Origin of the sequence: Streptomyces sp. NPDC005799 (assembly GCF_040630525.1) — a bacterium.
GTDB classification, from domain to species: Bacteria; Actinomycetota; Actinomycetes; order Streptomycetales; family Streptomycetaceae; genus Streptomyces; species Streptomyces griseorubiginosus_B.
Genome location: NZ_JBEXXQ010000020.1, coordinates 123,563 through 140,478, shown reverse-complemented (window position 1 = coordinate 140,478; position 16,916 = coordinate 123,563). Strand labels below are relative to the sequence as shown.

General features: G+C 73.4%; 14 protein-coding genes. 3 read left to right on the top strand and 11 right to left on the bottom strand.

Going from position 1 to position 16,916, the window contains the following annotated elements:
* Positions 1-32 precede the first annotated feature (32 nt).
* From ligD to ABZ453_RS21220, 3 genes are read right to left on the bottom strand one after another with little or no spacing between them, the layout of a single operon-like run.
* Positions 33-962, bottom strand: coding sequence for a non-homologous end-joining DNA ligase (gene ligD / locus ABZ453_RS21230; protein WP_359016499.1), 930 nt, complete (start codon positions 960-962; stop codon positions 33-35).
* Positions 959-2,806, bottom strand: a complete 1,848-nt coding sequence (locus ABZ453_RS21225) for a transketolase (RefSeq protein WP_359016497.1) — start codon at positions 2,804-2,806, stop codon at positions 959-961. The genes ligD and ABZ453_RS21225 overlap by 4 nt, the downstream gene beginning before the upstream one ends.
* The gene (locus ABZ453_RS21220; protein WP_359016495.1) at positions 2,803-4,860 is read right to left on the bottom strand and encodes an FAD-dependent oxidoreductase; all 2,058 of its coding nucleotides are present in this window, start codon (positions 4,858-4,860) and stop codon (positions 2,803-2,805) included. The genes ABZ453_RS21225 and ABZ453_RS21220 overlap by 4 nt, the downstream gene beginning before the upstream one ends.
* A 148-nt stretch (positions 4,861-5,008) precedes the next feature.
* Here ABZ453_RS21220 and ABZ453_RS21215 point away from each other — a divergent pair, with 148 nt between their 5' ends.
* Both ABZ453_RS21215 and ABZ453_RS21210 read left to right on the top strand, forming a co-directional pair.
* Entirely contained in the window at positions 5,009-5,968 is a 960-nt protein-coding gene (locus ABZ453_RS21215) for an LLM class F420-dependent oxidoreductase (RefSeq protein ID WP_359016493.1), read from the top strand.
* Between the two features lie 16 nt (positions 5,969-5,984).
* Positions 5,985-7,076, top strand: coding sequence for an enolase C-terminal domain-like protein (locus ABZ453_RS21210; protein WP_359016491.1), 1,092 nt, complete (start codon positions 5,985-5,987; stop codon positions 7,074-7,076).
* Between the two features lie 37 nt (positions 7,077-7,113).
* Here the strand turns inward: ABZ453_RS21210 and ABZ453_RS21205 are convergent, their stop codons facing one another.
* The gene (locus tag ABZ453_RS21205) at positions 7,114-8,139 is read right to left on the bottom strand and encodes an SDR family oxidoreductase (RefSeq protein ID WP_359016550.1); all 1,026 of its coding nucleotides are present in this window, start codon (positions 8,137-8,139) and stop codon (positions 7,114-7,116) included.
* A gap of 24 nt (positions 8,140-8,163) precedes the next feature.
* Positions 8,164-8,703: a phage holin family protein gene (locus ABZ453_RS21200; RefSeq protein ID WP_356760861.1), complete on the bottom strand. Its 540-nt coding sequence runs from the start codon at positions 8,701-8,703 to the stop codon at positions 8,164-8,166.
* Between the two features lie 122 nt (positions 8,704-8,825).
* Between ABZ453_RS21200 and ABZ453_RS21195 the strand changes: the two genes are divergently transcribed.
* Positions 8,826-9,173 carry a VOC family protein gene (locus ABZ453_RS21195; RefSeq protein ID WP_359016488.1) on the top strand — a complete coding sequence of 116 codons (348 nt, stop codon included), beginning with the start codon at positions 8,826-8,828 and terminating at the stop codon, positions 9,171-9,173.
* Positions 9,174-9,194: 21 nt separating this feature from the next.
* On the opposite strand, the gene ABZ453_RS21190 is transcribed toward ABZ453_RS21195, so the two are convergent.
* The 6 genes from ABZ453_RS21190 to ABZ453_RS21165 form a co-directional block, all read right to left on the bottom strand.
* Entirely contained in the window at positions 9,195-11,123 is a 1,929-nt protein-coding gene (locus ABZ453_RS21190) for a DUF5107 domain-containing protein (RefSeq protein WP_359016486.1), read from the bottom strand.
* Between the two features lie 135 nt (positions 11,124-11,258).
* Positions 11,259-11,813 carry a GNAT family protein gene (locus ABZ453_RS21185; protein WP_359016484.1) on the bottom strand — a complete coding sequence of 185 codons (555 nt, stop codon included), beginning with the start codon at positions 11,811-11,813 and terminating at the stop codon, positions 11,259-11,261.
* Positions 11,814-11,838: 25 nt separating this feature from the next.
* On the bottom strand, positions 11,839-12,774 hold the full coding sequence (locus ABZ453_RS21180; RefSeq protein WP_359016482.1) for an LD-carboxypeptidase: 936 nt from the start codon (positions 12,772-12,774) through the stop codon (positions 11,839-11,841).
* Positions 12,771-14,762: a prolyl oligopeptidase family serine peptidase gene (locus ABZ453_RS21175; protein WP_359016480.1), complete on the bottom strand. Its 1,992-nt coding sequence runs from the start codon at positions 14,760-14,762 to the stop codon at positions 12,771-12,773. Before ABZ453_RS21175 ends, ABZ453_RS21180 begins: the two co-directional genes overlap by 4 nt.
* Before the next feature lie 18 nt (positions 14,763-14,780).
* A complete protein-coding gene (locus ABZ453_RS21170) occupies positions 14,781-16,085 on the bottom strand; it encodes a M20/M25/M40 family metallo-hydrolase (protein ID WP_359016478.1) in 1,305 nt (434 codons plus the stop codon).
* Positions 16,078-16,911, bottom strand: coding sequence for a M55 family metallopeptidase (locus ABZ453_RS21165; RefSeq protein ID WP_133041832.1), 834 nt, complete (start codon positions 16,909-16,911; stop codon positions 16,078-16,080). The genes ABZ453_RS21170 and ABZ453_RS21165 overlap by 8 nt, the downstream gene beginning before the upstream one ends.
* Positions 16,912-16,916: the final 5 nt, after the last annotated feature.

Below are 16,916 nucleotides of genomic sequence, written 5' to 3'. Positions count from 1 at the left end.
TGCGGGTGGCCGCAATATCAGTGGCCAAACCTTCAGGCGCCACGCAACGCGTCCAACCTGCGGCGGGCCGGTCCCAGCGCCCGCGCCCTGCGGTTGATCCCGGCCCAGGGATCGCGGCGGACCTGTTCGAGGGCGTCGGCGATGGTCCACCGGCCGGCGGAAAGGTCCGGGTCGTCCAGCTGGCTCCAGTCGATGGGGGTCGCCACGGGTGCGCCGGGCCGGGCGCGGACGGTGAGCGGGGCGACGGCGGTCTGCGCGTAGGCGTTGCGGCCCACGTCCAGGTAGAGCCGGTCGCCGCGGTCCTTCTTGCGGGCGGCGGTGGTGAGCCGGTCGGGGTGCGCCTCGGCCAGGGTGTCGGCGGCGTCGCGGGCGAACGCGCGGACCTCGTCGAAGTCGTGGCGTCCGTCGAGGGGCACCACCACGTGCAGTCCGCGCGAGCCGGTCGTCATCAGCGCCGAGGGGAGCTTCAGCTCGTCGAGGAGTTCGCCGAGCAGCGAGGCGGCCTCCCGCACCGCGGTGAAGTCGTCGCCGGCCGGGTCCAGGTCGAAGACCATCCGGTCGGGCCGCTCCACGCTGCCCACCCGGGACAGCCAGCGGTGCAGGGTGATCGAGGCCTGGTCGGCGAGGTAGACGAGGGTGGCGGAGTCGTCGCACACCGTGTGGCAGACGGTGCCACCCTCCTTGGCCAGCTCGACGCGTGTGATCCACTCCGGGTAGTTCTCCGGGGTGTTCTTCTGCATGAACCGCGGACCCTCGACACCGTCGGGATGCCGTTCCAGCATCAGCGGACGGCCCCGCAGATGCGGCAGCAGGAACGGCGCGGCGGAGCGGTAGTAGTCGACCAGGTCGCCCTTGGTGTACTCCTTCGCCCCGCCGTCCCCCGGGAAGAGCACCTTGTCCGGCCGGTGCACCTCCACCGTGCGGCGCCCGGCCCGTACGGTCCGTACGCCGTCGTCGCTCACCGTACGACCGCCTCCTCCACCAGCAGTTTCCCGGCGGCCGCGATCGCCTCGGCGTCGATGCCGGCGGCGTGCAGCTGCTCCTCGGGCGAGGCGGAGCCCGGCATGTCGCGCACCGCGAGGCGCACCAGGCGCGGCACGGGCCGCCCGTCGAGGAAGGCGTCCAGGACGGCGTCGCCGATACCGCCCTCCTCGTGGTGGTCCTCGACGGTCACGAGACAGCCGGTGTCCTCGGCGGCCTGCCGCAGGGTGCGCCGGTCGACCGGCTTGACCGAGTACAGGTCGACGACCCGGGCCCGGATGCCGTCCCGCTCCAGCGCGTCGGCGGCCGTCAGCGCCTCCTGCACGGTGACCCCCGCCGCGACGATCGTCAGCCGGTCCTGGTCCGAGGAGCGCAGCACCTTGCTGCCGCCGATCGGGAACTCCTCGTCGGGCCCGTAGATCACCGGGCTCTCGCCGCGCGAGGTCCGCAGATAGCGGACGCCGTCGAGGCCGGCCATGGCGGCGACCAGCTGCGCGGTCTGGTTGGCGTCGCACGGGTACAGCACGGTCGAGCCGTACACCGACCGCAGCATCGCCAGGTCCTCCAGGCCCATCTGGGAGGGCCCGTCCTGCCCGATCGCGGTCCCCGCGTGCGAGCCGACGAGGTTGATGCCGGCGCCGCTGATCGACGCCATCCGCACGAAGTCGTGGGCGCGCGTCAGGAAGGCCGCGAACGTGGCGGCGTACGGCACGCAGCCGCGCGAGGCCAGCCCCACGGCCGCGGCGACCATCTGCTGCTCGGCGATGTAGCACTCGAAGTAGCGGTCGGGGTACTCCTTGGCGAAGAGCTCGGCCCGCGTGGAGTCGCCGACCTCGCCGTCGAGGGCGACGACGTCGCCGCGTCCGGCGCCGAGGGCGACCAGTGCCTGCCCGAAGGCGTCGCGGGTGGCGACCTCGTCCCCGATGTCCCAGCGGGGCAGCTCCAGGCTCCCGGCGGGCACGGAGTGCAGCACGCGGGCGGCGGGCGGTTCGTTCACCCGGACGCGGATGTCACGCGGTCCGCCGAGTTCCGCGATCGCCTCCTCGGCCTCCGGCAGCGGCTTGCCGTGCAGGCCCTCGCGGTCCTGGACGGACTCCACGCCCTTGCCCTTGAGGGTGCGGGCGAGGATCGCCGTGGGCTGACCGGACGTCGAGGCAGCCTCGCCGTAGGCGCGGTCGATCGCGTCCACGTCATGGCCGTCCACCTCGACGGTGTGCCAGCCGAACGCCTGGAAGCGGCGGGCGTAGGCGTCGAGGTCGTGTCCGTGCCGGGTGGGGCCGCGCTGTCCCAACCGGTTCACGTCGACGATCGCGGTGAGGTTGTCGAGGTTCTCGTACGCCGCCTGCTCGGCGGCCTCCCACACCGACCCCTCGGCCAGCTCGCTGTCCCCGCACAGCACCCAGACGCGGTAGCCGGTGCGGTCGAGGCGCTTGCCGGCCAGCGCGATGCCGACACCGACGGGCAGGCCCTGGCCGAGCGAGCCGGTGGCGGTCTCGACCCACGGCAGTTGGCGCGGGGTCGGATGGCCCTCGAGGCGGCTGCCGAGCTTGCGGAAGCTGAGCAGTTCGTCGTCGTCGATGGCGCCCACCGCTTTGTAGACGGAGTACAGCAGGGGTGAGGCGTGGCCCTTGGACAGGACGAAGCGGTCGTTGGCGGGGTGCGCGGGACGGTCGAAGTCGTACCGGAAGTGGTTGGCGATCAGCACGGCCATCAGGTCCGCGGCCGACATCGAGGACGTCGGATGCCCGGACCCGGCGGCGGCCGAGGCGCGCACGCTGTCCACGCGCAACTGCTGGCCCAGCTCTACGAGTTCGTCGGTGTTCATGAGTCTCCTTCCGTGGAGGCGTCGGAACGCTTGACGGGCCCCGGACCCTGCTCCGGCTCCCGGCCACGAGTACCCGCGGCCGGCCCGGACACCGACAGGTCGTCGGCGACGGGTCCTGCCCCGGCCCGACCCTGGCCCTGTCCGGGTCCGGCGCTGCCGGATCGCCCCTCGGCAGGCCCGGGACCGGGTTGATTCTTGCCGGGCTCACCGCCGGGCTGCCCCTCGGCGGGCTCACCGCCCGGCCGACCCTTGGCCGGTTCACCGCCCGGCTGACCCTTGGCCGGTTCACCGCCCGGTTGGTTCTTGGCGGGCTCATGACCCGGCTGGTTCTTCGCCGGCTCGGGGGCGCCCGCCTGCGCCGCGCCCAGCCCGGACCCCGACGGGTCGTCGGCGACGGGTCCGGCCCCGGGCAGACCCTGGCCCTGTCCGGGTCCGGCGCCACCGAATCGGCCCTCGGCAGGCCCGGGACCGGATTGATTCTTGGCGGCCTCACCGCCGGGTTGATTCTTGGCGGGGTCGCCGCCCGGCGGTTTCATGGGCGGCTCACCGCCCGGCCGGTTCCCCTTCGCCGGCTCAGACCCGCCCGGCTGGTTCGTGGCCGGTTCACCGCCCGGCCGGATCTTCGCCCTGGCGGGCTCGGGGGCGCGCGGCTGATCCTTGGCGGGCTCGGGAGGGTGCGTCGTGCCGGTGTCCTCGGCCGTTGCCGCGCCCGGGCCGGAGCGGGGCGCGGTGTCCTGCTGCCGGTCCGGGCGGCCGGCCACCCGGGCCAGTTCCGGGGACGCGGTGTCCAGCGGGACCGACCAGGAGCGTACGAGGCCCAACTGGACGGCCTGGCGCGGCAGTACGGCGTCCAGGAGCCAGTCGGCGGCGACCCGGACCCGGTTGCCGGGCATCGCGGCGAGGTGGTAGGCCCGGGTGACCGCACCGGCGAGCGGCCCGGACAGAGGGACGCCGAGCGGATTGGCCGCGGCCTTCACCCCGCCCAGGTCCACGACGAACCCCAGGTCGCGGTGGCGGTAGGCGTGCCGCTCGCCGGAGCCGAGGGACGCGGCCACGTTGCGTCCGGCCACCTTGCCCTGCCGCCAGGCGTGCTGCGCGGTCATCGGCGTGTACTGGCCCGGGTTCTCCAGGTCGGGCACGGCCGCCGCGTCCCCGGCCGCGAACAGCTCGGGCCGGCCCGGCACCTGCAGGTGCGGGTCGACGAGGAGCCGGCCGCGTTCCATGGGCAGCCCCAGCGAGTCGGCGAGCGGATCCGGCCGTACGCCCACGCACCACACCAGCGAGCGGGTCGGCACGAACTCCCCGTCCGTCAGCAGGACTCCGTCGTGCGTGGCCTCCTTCACCGAGGTGCCCATCCGCACGTCCACGCCCCGCTCGCGCAGCACCGAGTCGGCGGTGCGGGACAGACGCTCGTCGAGTTCCGGCAGCACCCGCTTCGCGATGTCGAGGAGCAGCCAGCGCGGCCGCATCCCCTTGCGCAAGGGGTGTTTGCGGACCTGCGCGTCGGTGAACAGCTTTCCCTGCGCGGCGACCTCGGTGCCGGTGTAGCCCGCGCCGACGACCACGAAGGTGCAGCGCGCGGCGCAGGTCTTCGGGTCGCCCTCGGACGCGGCGAGTTCCACCTGCCGGGTGACGTGGTCGCGCAGGTACAGCGCCTCGGGCAGCCCGCGGAAGCCGTGCGCGTGCTCGGCCACGCCCGGGATCGGCAGCAGCTTGTTGACGCTGCCGGCGGCGAGCACCAGCCGGTCGTAGCTCAGGGTCCCGCCGTCGCCCTCGGGTCCCGTGTAGTGCACGGTCCGTCCCTCGAGGTCGATCCCGTCGGCCTCGCCGAGCACCAGCCGGACGTGCGGCAGGGTGCCGGAGAGGGAGACCGTCACCCGGCGCGGCTCCAGGATCCCGGCGGCGACCTGGGGCAGCAGGGGCAGATACAGGAAGTAGTCGGTCGGGTTCAGCAGGGTGACGTCGGCGTTGTGCCGCATCTGCCGGGACAGGGTGCGGGCCGTCTGGTAGCCGGCGAAGCCGGCGCCGACGATCACGATGCGGGGTCGAGCCACGGTTCGCCTCCGGCGCTGTCGCGTGCGTCGTACGGAAACTTCCGCGTCCCCCTGGGTCAGGGTCGCCAAACGTGCGCCGGTTTCCCCTCCGGCCGCCGGGTACCCGGCCCGGGACACCAACCGCCGACGTCGCGGAGGCACCATCCCCATGCCCGAGTACGGTTACTTCCTCTCGTGCGAGCAGTACGGTCCCGCCGAGCTGATCGAGCAGGCGCGGATGGCCGAACAGGCCGGGTTCCAGGCGCTGTGGATCTCGGACCACTACCACCCGTGGAACGACGAGCAGGGCCAGAGCCCGTTCGTCTGGTCGGTGATCGGCGCGCTGTCCGAGGCCGTGTCGCTGCCGGTCGAGACGGCCGTGACCTGCCCGACCGTGCGGATGCACCCGGCGGTGGTGGCGCAGGCCGCGGCGACCAGCGCGGTGATGACCGACGGCGCCTTCCGGCTGGGCCTCGGCTCGGGCGAGGCGCTCAACGAGCACATCCTCGGCGACCACTGGCCGCCCGCCCATGTGCGCCTGGAGATGCTGGAGGAGGCGATCCAGGTGATGCGCCGGCTGTTCACCGGCGAGGAGGTCAACCACCACGGCCCGCACTACACGGTGGAGAACGCCCGCCTGTACACCGTCCCCGACGAGCCCGTGCCGATCGACATCTCCGGCTTCGGACCGGCCGCCACCCGGCTGGCGTCCCGGGTCGGCGACGGCTACATCACGATGATGCCGGACCCCTCCATGGTGGAGCGGTACCGCAAGGGCGGGGGCGGCGGGAAGCCGGTCAGCGGCGGCACCAAGGTCTGCTACGACCTCGACAGGGACGAGGCGGTACGGACCGTGCACCGGCTGTGGGCGAACGAGCAGCTGCCCGGCGAGCTGAGCCAGGTCCTGCCCTCCCCCAGGCACTTCGAGCAGGCGCAGCAGCTGATCACCGAGGACATGGTGCGCGAGAACCGGGTGTGCGGCGACGACGTCGACGAACACGTCGCCGAACTGCGGCAGTTCGCCGACGCCGGCTTCGATCGCGTCTACGTCAACCAGATCGGCCCCGACCTGCGCGGCTTCTTCGACTTCTACCGCACGAAGGTGCTGCCGCAGCTCCAGCAGTCCTGACCCGGGGGAAGCGGCGATGAAACTCCACCGGCCCGTCGTCTCCGTCTACACGGTGCCGACCGACGCGCCCGAGGCCGACGGCACGCTGGCCTGGGACTCCACGACCGTGGTGATCGCCGAGGTGAGCGCGGGCGACGCGACCGGCACGGGCTGGACGTACGGCCCGCCGGCGGTCGGTGACTTCCTGCGCGACGACCTCGCCCCGCTGGTCGAGGGGCGGGACCCGTTCGACATCCCCGCCGTGCACGACGCGATGTGCCGTTCGGTGCGCAACGCGGGCCGGCAGGGCGTCGCGGGGGGCGCCGTCTCGGCGCTCGACATCGCCCTGTGGGACCTCAAGGCCCGCCTGCTGGAACTCCCCCTCGCCCGTGTCCTCGGTGTCTGCCACGAGCGGGTCCCGGTCTACGGCAGCGGCGGGTTCACCACGTACCACGACACGCATCTCGCGGCGCAGCTCGGCGGCTGGGTGCACGGCCAGCAGATCCCGCGCGTCAAGATCAAGATCGGGGAGAGCTGGGGACGGGCGGTCCCGCGCGACCTGGCCCGTGTCCAGGCCGCCCGCCACATCATCGGCGAAGAGGCCGAGTTGTACGTCGACGCCAACGGCGCCTACACCCGCAAACAGGCGGTACGGGTCGGCCACGCGCTCGCCGAGCACGGGGTGGGCTGGTTCGAGGAACCGGTGTCCTCGGACGACCTGACGGGTCTGCGGCTGGTCCGGGACGCGCTGGTCGTCGACGTGACGGCGGGCGAGTACGGCTACGACCTGCAGTACTTCGCCCGGATGATCGCGGCCGGCGCCGTCGACTGTCTGCAGATCGACGCCACGCGCTGCGGCGGCATCACCGAGTTCCTGCGTGCCGCCGCCCTGGCCCAGGCCCACGGGCTGGAGGTCTCCACCCACTGCGCCCCGCACGCCCACGCGGCGGCGGCCGCCGCGCTGCCCAACATCCGGCACATGGAGTGGTTCCACGACCACGTCCGCATAGAGGACATGTTCTTCGACGGCGCCCTGGACCCGACGGGCGGAACGGTGCGGCCGCTGTGCGGGGTGGGCCACGGTCTGACGTTGCGCACCGAGGAGGTGGAGGACTACCGGGTGGGCTGACGGTGATCCGTGCGGCTGACGGTGATCCGTGTGCAGGTCAGCCCTGACGGCCGCGGCGGCGCAGTCCGGTGGTCACCGCCGCGCCCAGGCCCGCGACCACCAGCCCGGCGCCCATCCGGGACCGGTTGCGGGACACCCAGTCCTGCGGACTGTCGTCGACCGCCTCGTCGTCGAAGCGCCCGTGCGTCCCGAAGTCCCGCCCGTGCGCTCCGTCCACCGGCGCCCACAGATTGCTCGGCCCGCCGTGCTCGCCCTCCTCCTGCTGGGAGTCGAACGCGGTCCGCGCCAGATAGCGGTCCAGGATCCCGGGCGCCACCGCGTTGGCGAGCAGGGTGGCCACCGTGGATCCGCCGACCCAGTACTCGCGCCGCCGTCCGTGCGAGGCCGCGTGCAGGATCGCCCGCGCCGCCACCTCCGGCTGGTAGACCGGCGCGACGGGCCGGGCCTTGCCCGGCATCCGGTTCAACACCCAGTCGAACTGGGGGGTGTTGAGCCCGGGCATCTGCACCATCGTGGTACGGACGCCGGTGCCGCTGTGCAGCAGTTCGCACCGCAGCGACTCGTTGAACCCCTGGATGGCGTGCTTGGCCCCGCAGTACGCCGACTGCAGCGGGATCCCGCGGTAGGCGAGCGCGGAACCGACCTGCACGATGGTGCCCCGGTCCCGCGGCAGCATGTGCCGCAGCGCGGCCCGGGTGCCGAACACGTAACCCAGGTACGTCACTTCGGTCACCCGGCGGAACTCGTCCGCCGTGATCTCGGTAACCGGTGCGAACACCCCGGTGAACGCGTTGTTGACCCAGACGTCGATCTGTCCGAACGTGTCGGCGACCTGCTGGGCCGCGTCGTCGACGGCCTTCGCGTCGGACATGTCCACGGGCAGGACGAGGGCCTCGCCCCCGGCGCGCCGCACCTCGTCGGCGGCCCCGGCCAGGCCCTCGCGTCCCCGGGCCAGCAGGGCGACCCGGTCGCCCTTCGCACCGAAGGCCACCGCCGTGGCCCGGCCCACACCGCCGCTGGCCCCGGTCACGACGACGGCCCTGCGGCCGCCCGGTACCGGCAGTCCCCAGCGCTTAGGCACCACGCATCACGCCCGGTGGTGCGGCAGCTCGGGGTCGATATCGTCCTGGCGCGGCGCCGGGGAGCCCGTTCCGGTGCCGGGTTCGCCCACGACAGGGGCGCCGGCCGCTCCGGCCGCGCCACCTGGCGCGACGGGCGGCATCGGCGGAACGGGCGCTCCGCCCCCGGTCGGCGGGGTGACCGGCGCGCCGAACGCCCGGTCGCCCTGGGCGGCGGCCGTCAGCTCGGCCTCGCGCTCCGGCGTCGGCCGGGACCCGGAGGGGTGGGCCATGCCGCGCAGGACGTAGGCGACGATGCCGAGGATGGCCGCGGTGATCAATGCGGCGGCCCAGTCGGGCAGACCGATGGCCAGGGCCAGGCCCACCGCGAGGGCGACGGCCGCGCCCGCGTACAGGGCGACGGCTCCGGAGGCGGCGTACAGCATGGCCGTACGGCGCTGCTTGCGAGTCTGTTCGCGCAGTTCGTCACGCACCGTCTCGCGTGCCACCTGCGCCAGCTCGTCGACCAGGTGCTTGTCCAGATGCTCCAGATGATCCAAGCCTTCCATGGCCACCGGGTACCCGTACGGACGTACGCATAACGCCTCGCAGGCGGGAAGCCGCCGGGGACGGCGCCGGTGATCAGGGGAACGGATCACCTCCTCCCGCCGCCCCAACTAGGCTCTTGGGCATGGACATTCTGGGAGCCACGCTGCGGATCTGCGTCGACGACCTGGAGAGGGCGGTGCCGTTCTACGAGCGGCTCGCGGGCAGCAGAGCCCTCCGTTTCGAACGCGGTGGGGTGCAGGCGGCCGCGGTCGGCTGCTTCCTGCTGATGAGCGGGCCCGAGTCCGAGCTGGAGGCGCTGCGCAAGGTCGCCGCGACGATCGCCGTCAAGGACGTCGAGGAGGCCCACCGGGTGCTGACGGAGCTCGGCGCCCACATCGTCGCGGGCCCGGTGACGACCCCGGGGGGCCGCAATCTGATCGCGATGCACCCGGACGGCACGGTGTACGAGTACGTGGACCGCAACGCGTAGCCCCGGCCCGGGTCCCGATTCTCAGCTCTCCGCCGGCCGCATCCGGAAGTCGTAGTGCGCGGGCAGCGGCTCGTCGGTCAGCCGCGCCCACAGACGGCCGATCGACTCCGCGCCCTCGCGCAGGTCGGCGACCTCGAAGCCGGCCCGGAAGACGTCCAGCGCCTCCTCGGGGCGCCCCTCCGCGAGCAGCAACTGCGCCTCGGTCAGCCGGAACCGGCCACGCTCCCGCGTCCCCGGGTGCAGCCGTTCCCACACCGAGCGCGCCTGGTCGGTACGGCGTACGGCGAGCAGCGCGTCGATGGCCTCGCGGCCCAGCGCCGCGGTGGCCGCCGTCCACGACTCGCCGTTGTCGCGCCGTTCGTGGCACAGGTCGTCGAAGGCCTCGGCGTACCGGTCGGCGGCCCGCTCGTGGTATCCGTCCTCCTGGTCGGCGACGGCGAGGCAGCGCAGCAACGGCCAGAGCGACGGGGCGAGTTCGAGGGCCCGCTCCCAGCTGCGCACGGCCTGCGCCCGGTCGCCGGCGTGCCACTGCGCGACGCCCAGGTGGTACTCGGTGAGCGGGGTCGCGGGCGCGGTCTCCAGCATGTCCCGCCAGTGCGGGGCGACCAGCGTCTCGCCGGGCGGCCGCACCCGCCGCGGCTCGGGGAAGGACCCGGCGCGCAGCAGGTGCAGCCAGGGCGCCTGGGCCTCGCCGAGGGTGTCCTCGTCGAAGGGTGTGCCGGGCAACTTCCAGTCGGCGCGCAGCACTTCGAGAGCGCCCCAGCCGGATCCGGTGGCGAGGACCTCGCCGGGTTCGGCGTCGGCGTACGGCTTCCAGGCGGCGTACGCGGCGTCGACCTCGGCGCGCGGCAGGGCGGCCTCCAGCCGGGCCTCCGCCGCGTCGGCCGCCTCCGGGGAGCTCAGCGGGCCGTACGCCTCCAGCCACGACAGCTCGCTCTCCGGATCCAGCCGTACGTGCTCCAGCTGGGTTCGGGCGAGTCCGGCCTGGATCTCGAGATAGCCGCCCGTGCCGGGTTCGGTGAGCCACCGCTGCCAGCGGCGTCCGCCGGGGCCCTGTCCCCAGAGGAACAGCTTGCGTCCGCGCAGCCCGTCGGTGGAGGTCTGCACGAGCCCGTGCCCGTCCTCGTCGAGGGCGGCGATCCAGCGGCGCCGCGTGTCGGGCAGGTCGTAGAAGTAGTCGGCCGCGTGGGGGTGCTGCCGGATCTCGGCGTTCGAGGGCGCGGGCACCCTGCGCAGCCGCCGCTCGTACCCGAACCGCCACGCCTCCTCCGCCGGGACCAGGATCCGGCGCTCCTCCGGCACCGCGACGTTGGACCACCAGTACGTGGGCACGGGCCGCTCGTGCGGGTTGCGGACGCGGACGCCGACGTACAGGAAGTCGGAGCCGTCCGGGAGCCAGAGGTCGACCTGGAAGGGCAGGTCGCGCAGGCGTTCCCACTCCCACAGGCGGAGCATCTCGGTGCCGTCCGGGGCCGGGACACGGGCCGCGTGCAGGGGGGAGCAGGCGAGCGTGGTGTGGCCGGTGGCGCCGATGTTCCATTCGACGCCGCCGGAGAACCAGGCGCCGTTGAGGGCGAAATTCGCGGGCTGGAACACCGGGTTGCGGTAGAGGAGTTCGCGCTCGGTGGGCTTGTGGATCAGGGAGGCGAGCCGGCCGCCGAGGCCGGGCAGGACGATGGCGCGCAGACGGTCGTTCTCGATCACGAGGGCGTCGATCCCGCCGGGTCGGCGCGAACGGCCGTACCCGTCCCGGACCCGGACCGGCAGGATGCCGCGCAGCGGCCCGTATCCGGCCTGCCGGGCCAAGTCCCGGGGCAGGTCGTCGCGGTCCCGGTCGTCGATGCGATGAACCTCGTGGAGCGGCCGCAGTGGGGGCAGCGGGTTGTCCGGGCCCAGTTCCGCTGCGGGCAGGGTCAGTACCTCACGTCGGATCGTCGTCACGATCACCATGGAAGCCGCTCACCGGGGAGCTGGCCAGGGGAGGTACCGGTCAGGATTCCGCAAAGGCGGACACGACGACATCGGTGAGCAGCGCGCCCGCCGTCGCCTCCGGATCCAGGTCGGGGTCGTAGATGAAGATCAACGTCAAGCCCGCATCTCGGCGGTGACCGCCCAGCGCTCGTGGTCGCGCCAGGCGCCGTCAATGTAGATCATCTTCGGGGAGAAGCCCTCCAGTCGGAAGCCGCAGCTGCGGGCCAGGGCGATCGACCCGGCGTTCAGCGGCTGGGCGTTGATCTCCAGCCGGTGCAGCCGCATCGGGCCGAAGGCGTACCCGACGACGAGGTTCAGCCCCTCCCGCATCAGGCCCCGTCCGACGGCGTGCGCGAAGGCGCCGTAGCCGAGCGCCCCGCACTGGAAGCCGCCCTGGACGATGTTGTTGATGTTGATGAACCCGGCGATCGCGCCGTCGCCGTGCTCGCCGTCCTTCTCGCAGACCAGGAATCCGGCCTTGGTCGGGTCCTCGATCAGCCGGCCCGCGTAGGCGGCGTACGCGTCCGGGCCGTCCGGCGGGAACAGCCAGGGGTGGTGCAGGTCCTTGCTCTCGCGCGCGCGGGCCGTGAACTCGGCGCCGTCCTCGTAGGTGAAGTGGCGTATCCCCACGCGGGGGCCTTCGGCGAGGTAGCGGGAAGCGTGTGGCATTCCGCCAGCCTACGGCGTGGACGGCTCAGCCCAGGGCCGGTTCGGCCAGCGTCAGCGCGCCCGCGTCCGCGTCGAGCTCGGCGGCCACGCCGAAGGGGAGGGTCAGCGCCCCTTCGCAGTGGCCGAACCCGAACTCCTCCGCCACCGGGACGCCGAGACCGCCGAGCCGGTCGACGAGCACCGCGCGCACCTCGTCGTAGAGACCGCACCGCGTCCAGGACCCGAGCGCGACGCCCCGGACGCCGTCGAGCCAGCCGCCGCGCAGCAGCTGGGTGAGCATCCGGTCGATCCGGTACGGCGCTTCCCCCACGTCCTCGATCATCAGCAGCCCGCCCCGGGCGCCCGCGCGCGCGTGGGGCGTCCCGAGGTCGGAGGCGAGCAGGCTCAGACAGCCGCCGAGGGTCACCCCCCGGGCCCGGCCCGGGACCAGGGCGGTGCCTCGGGAGGCGATCGTCGTGACCGTCTCCGGGGCGAGAAGCGTAGCCCTGAGGTGCTCCTGCGCCCGCGCGTTCTTCACGAAGTCGACGCCCGCGGCGGCCGGCCCGTGCAGGGTGACCAGGCCCAGCCGGGTGGCGAACGCCTGGTGCAGCGCCGTGATGTCGCTGAAGCCCACGAACACCTTCGGCCCGGCGGCCCGCATCGCCTCCCAGTCCAGCAGGTCGGCCGTGCGCTGCGCCCCGTACCCGCCCCGCGCGCACAGCACCGCGTCCACCGACGGGTCGCACCAGGCGTTCTGCAGATCGGCGGCCCGGTCCGCGTCCGTTCCCGCGAGATACCCCAACTGCCCGTGCCGGTCGAGGACATGGGGCGCCACGACCGGGTCGAGGTCCCAGCCGCGCAGCACGTCGAGCCCGGCCTGCACCCGCTCCTCCGGCACGGGCCCGGCGGGTGCCACTACGGCGACGCGGGCACCGGGGGCGAGCCGGGGCGGGCGCCGGAGTTCTCGTACGGTTTCGCTCACTCCGACAGCTCCAGGGTCGGGACGCCGCTCGGGTCGAGCCCGAAGACCTGGGCATAGAGGGAGAGTTCGGACTCCAGGACCCGGATCATGGTCTCGGCCCGGCGGAATCCGTGCCCCTCCCCCGCGAAGGCGATGTAGGCGTGCGGCACCCGCCGTCCCCGCATCCGCTCCAGGAACCGTTCGCACTGCGCGGGCGGGCAGATCACGTCGTCCAGGCCCTGCAGCAGCAGGAACGGCACGGCGATCCGGTCGGCGTGCTCCAGCGGCGACCGCTGCGTGTACCGTCCCGGCACCTCCGCGCGCGGCCCGATCAGGGACTCCAGGTACTGCGACTCGAAGTCGTGGGTCTCCCCGTCGCCCCAGGAGGCGAGGTCCAGGACCGGGTAGAGGATCGTGCCGCAGGCGTAGACGTCGGTCCGGGCGAGCGAGGAGGCGGCGGTCCAGCCACCGGCGCTCCCGCCGCGGACGGCGAGCCGGTCGCGGTCGGCGGTGCCCTCGTCGGCGAGCGCGAGGGCGACGGCCGCGCAGTCCTCGACGTCGACCACGCCCCACTGCTCGCGCAGCCGCTCCCGGTACTCCCGGCCGTGCCCGGTCGAGCCGCCGTAGTCGACCTCGGCGACACCGATGCCCCGGGAGGTGAAGTAGGCGATCTCCAGGTCGAGCACGAGCGGCGCCCGGCTGGTGGGACCGCCGTGCGCCCACACGACGTAGGGCGGCAGCTCGTCGGCGGGCGGGACGCACCCCGGGTTGTGCGGCGGGTAGATGTGGGCGTGGATGTCGCGTCCGTCGGGTCCGGTGAAGGTGCGGATCTGCGGTTCCGGGTAGTGGGCGGGGTCCACGGCGTCCTGGTGCCCGGCGCCGACGACCCGCGCCCGGCCGGTGACCGCGTCCAGCTCGACCACCTCGTACCCGCTGCGCGGACTGGCGCCGACGCCGACGACCCTCCCCCACCCTTCGGGCGGGGGGACGCCCATCTCGCTTCGCTCGCCGTGCACCGCGAGCGTGGGGGCGAACTCCGTCCAGGGGCCCGCAGCGTCCACCACCTCGCCGGTCTCCGGATCCAGGATCCCGAGCGCTCCTGCGCCCCGGCCGTGCACGACGGCGATCAGCCCGGTCTGCAGCGGCGCGAACCAGCGGCTGCCGAGCTTCCACAGCGGCCCGCCGAACTCCTCCTCGCGCGGGCACACGGGTACGTCGTCGCGGTACAGGTTCCACCAGCCGGTGCGATCGCTCGCGTACAGCAGGGAGCCGTCGGCCGCCCAGTCGACCTGCGCGATCGACTCCTCGGGCCCGCCGGCGACCGTCCGCGGTCCGTGCAGGGTGCCGTCCTCGCCGACCCCGGCGACGATCAGCTCGGTGCCGTCCCAGGGCATGCGCGGGTGGTCCCAGGCGAGCCATGCGGCGCTGCGGCCGTCGGGGGACAGCCTGGGCCCGGTGACGAACCGGTGCCGCTCGTCGGTGAGTTCGCGCACGGCACCCCGGTCCTGCGCGGCCGACCCGTCGAGCGGCACGGCGGCCAGGACGCGGCGTACGTCGGTGGATCCGTCGCCGGTGAACTCCTCCAGTACGGCCCACACTTCACCGCGCTCCGGCAGCAACTGCGGCTCCGCCCAGCGCAGTCCGCCGCCGACGAGGGAGACGGGGGTCAACGGGCTCGGTTCGCCGCCGGGTGCGCAGCGATACAGCCGCTGGTCGGCGAAGTTCACGAACACCACGACGGGCCGGCCGTCCACCACGGCGCCGGCCCAGGGGTGGCCGCCGTACTCGATGACGCGGCTGCGGACGTTCCACGGTGCGGGCAGGACGGACTCCTCCCGGCCGTCGACGCGCCGCCGCACGAGGGTGCGCCGGCCGCCCTCGCCAGGTCTCGGCTCGGTCCACCACGCCTCGTCGCCGACGAAGCCGACGTAATCGGGGCGCCCGTCGTGCGCGGCGGCGAGGGCCGCGTCGATGGGCGAGGGCCAGGAGCCGTAGGGCAGGGTGTGCACGTTCTCCCCCAAGTCCGATCACGCCGTCCGCAGGAACCGGTCGAGTACCCGGACTCCGAAGTGCAGTGCCTCGACGGGGACGCGCTCGTCGACGCCGTGGAACATCGCCTGGTAGTCGTAGCCCTCGGGGAGCTTCAGCGGGGTGAAGCCGTAGCCGGTGATGCCGAGGCGCGAGAACTCCTTGGCGTCGGTGCCGCCGGACATGCAGTACGGCACCACGTGCCCCTCGGGCGCGAACTCCTCGACGGCCGCCCGCATCCTCGCGAACGTGGGCGTGTCCAGGGGCGCCTGGAGGGCGATCGACCGATGGTGGAACTCCCAGTCGACGTCCGGCCCGGTGAGCCGGTCGAGGGTGGCGCGGAACTCGTCCTCGGCGCCGAAGAGATACCGTCCGTCGACGTAGGCGACGGCCTCGCCCGGGATGACGTTGACCTTGTAACCGGCGTCCAGCACGGTCGGGTTGGCGCTGTTGCGGACGGTCGACTCGACCAGCCCGGCGGCGGGCCCGAGCTTCTCCAGCAGCCGGTCGACGTCCTCGTGGCCGTCCTCGATGCCGTGGAGCGCGGCCAGTTCGTCGAGGGCGGCGCGCACGGTCGGGGTCAGCCGCGCCGGCCACTCGTACGCGCCGATACGGGTGATCGCCGCGGACAGCCGGGTGACCGCGTTCTCCCGGTTCACCTTGGAGCCGTGTCCGGCGCGTCCGCGCGCGGTGAGCTTCAGCCAGGCGGTGCCCCGTTCACCGGCCGCGATCGGGTAGATCTGCCGCCCGTCGCCGTCGTGGAAGGTGAACGCCCCCGACTCGCCGACGCCTTCGGTGCATCCCTCGAAGAGGCCCGCGTGCTTGTCGGCGAGAAAGGCGGAGCCGTCCCGGGCGCTGTCCTCCTCGTCGGCGGTGAACGCGACCACGATGTCCCGCCGGGGCCGCACGCCGCCTCGCGCCCAGTCCCGCACGACGGCCAGGATCATCGCGTCCATGTTCTTCATGTCGACGGCGCCGCGCCCCCACACGACCCCGTCGCGGACCTCCCCCGAGAAGGGATGCACGCTCCAGTCCCCGGCGCGGGCGGGTACGACGTCCAGATGACCGTGCACGAGCAGCGCGTCGGCGGACGGATCGGTCCCCTCGACACGGGCGACGACGTTGGTCCGCCCCTTGGTCCGCTCCAGCAGCACCGGCGCCAGTCCGGCCCCCGCCAGCTGCTCGGCCGCGTACTCGGCGGCGGGCCGCTCCCGGCAGTCCCCGCCGCCCTTGTTGCTGGTGTCGACGCGGATGAGGTCGGAGGTGAACCGCACGACCTCGTCCAGTGCCCGTTCGTCAGCCATACTGCTCCTCCACGGCGGCCGAGACGATCGTGGTGACCGCCTTGAAGGTACGGATGCCCTCATACATCGTCGCGCTGGTGTACGCCACCTTCCGCTCCCCGATCCGGTCCACTCCCGGCACGACGGTGGCGGCCATCGCGAGATGCTCGGCGTCGAACTCGACCGCGATCGTGAAAGGCCCTGCCTGCACGGGTTCCTGACGCACCGCCAGCCGTGCGGCCTCCTTGGCGGCGGCCCGGATGTCCGCGGCGGTCCTGGCCGGGGTACGGCACACCGCCGCGTACCGCGAGACATGGTCCTTCACGGCGACCTTCAACGCCTCCGGCGCGTACCCGAGGGCGTCCTCGCAGGCCACGTCGTCACCGGTGACGAGGACGACCGGCACGCCGTACTCGGCGACGACGTGCGCGTTCAGCAGCCCCTCGCTGGCCCGGACGTCGTTCAGCCAGACGCCGGTGACGGAGTTGGCGAGATAGGTGTGCGCGAGCACCCCCTCCATCCCCGCTCCGGCGTGGTAGCCCACGAAGGCGATCCCGTCGACGTCCCCGTGCTGCACACCCTCCACCATGGACAGCGACTTGTGCCGCCCGGTGAGCATCTCGGCCCGCTCGTCGAGGTGTTCGAGCAGCAGGTTGCGCATCGTCGAGTGCGCCTCGTTGATGAGCACCTCGTCCGCGCCGCCGTCGAAGAAGCCCAGCACCGCGGCATTGACGTCCGAGGTGAACAGCGAACGGCACCGCTCCCACTGGGACGCCCCCGGCATCACGTCGTCGGGCCACGTCACTCCCGTGGCACCCTCCATGTCGGCGCTGATCAGGATCTTCATGAAGG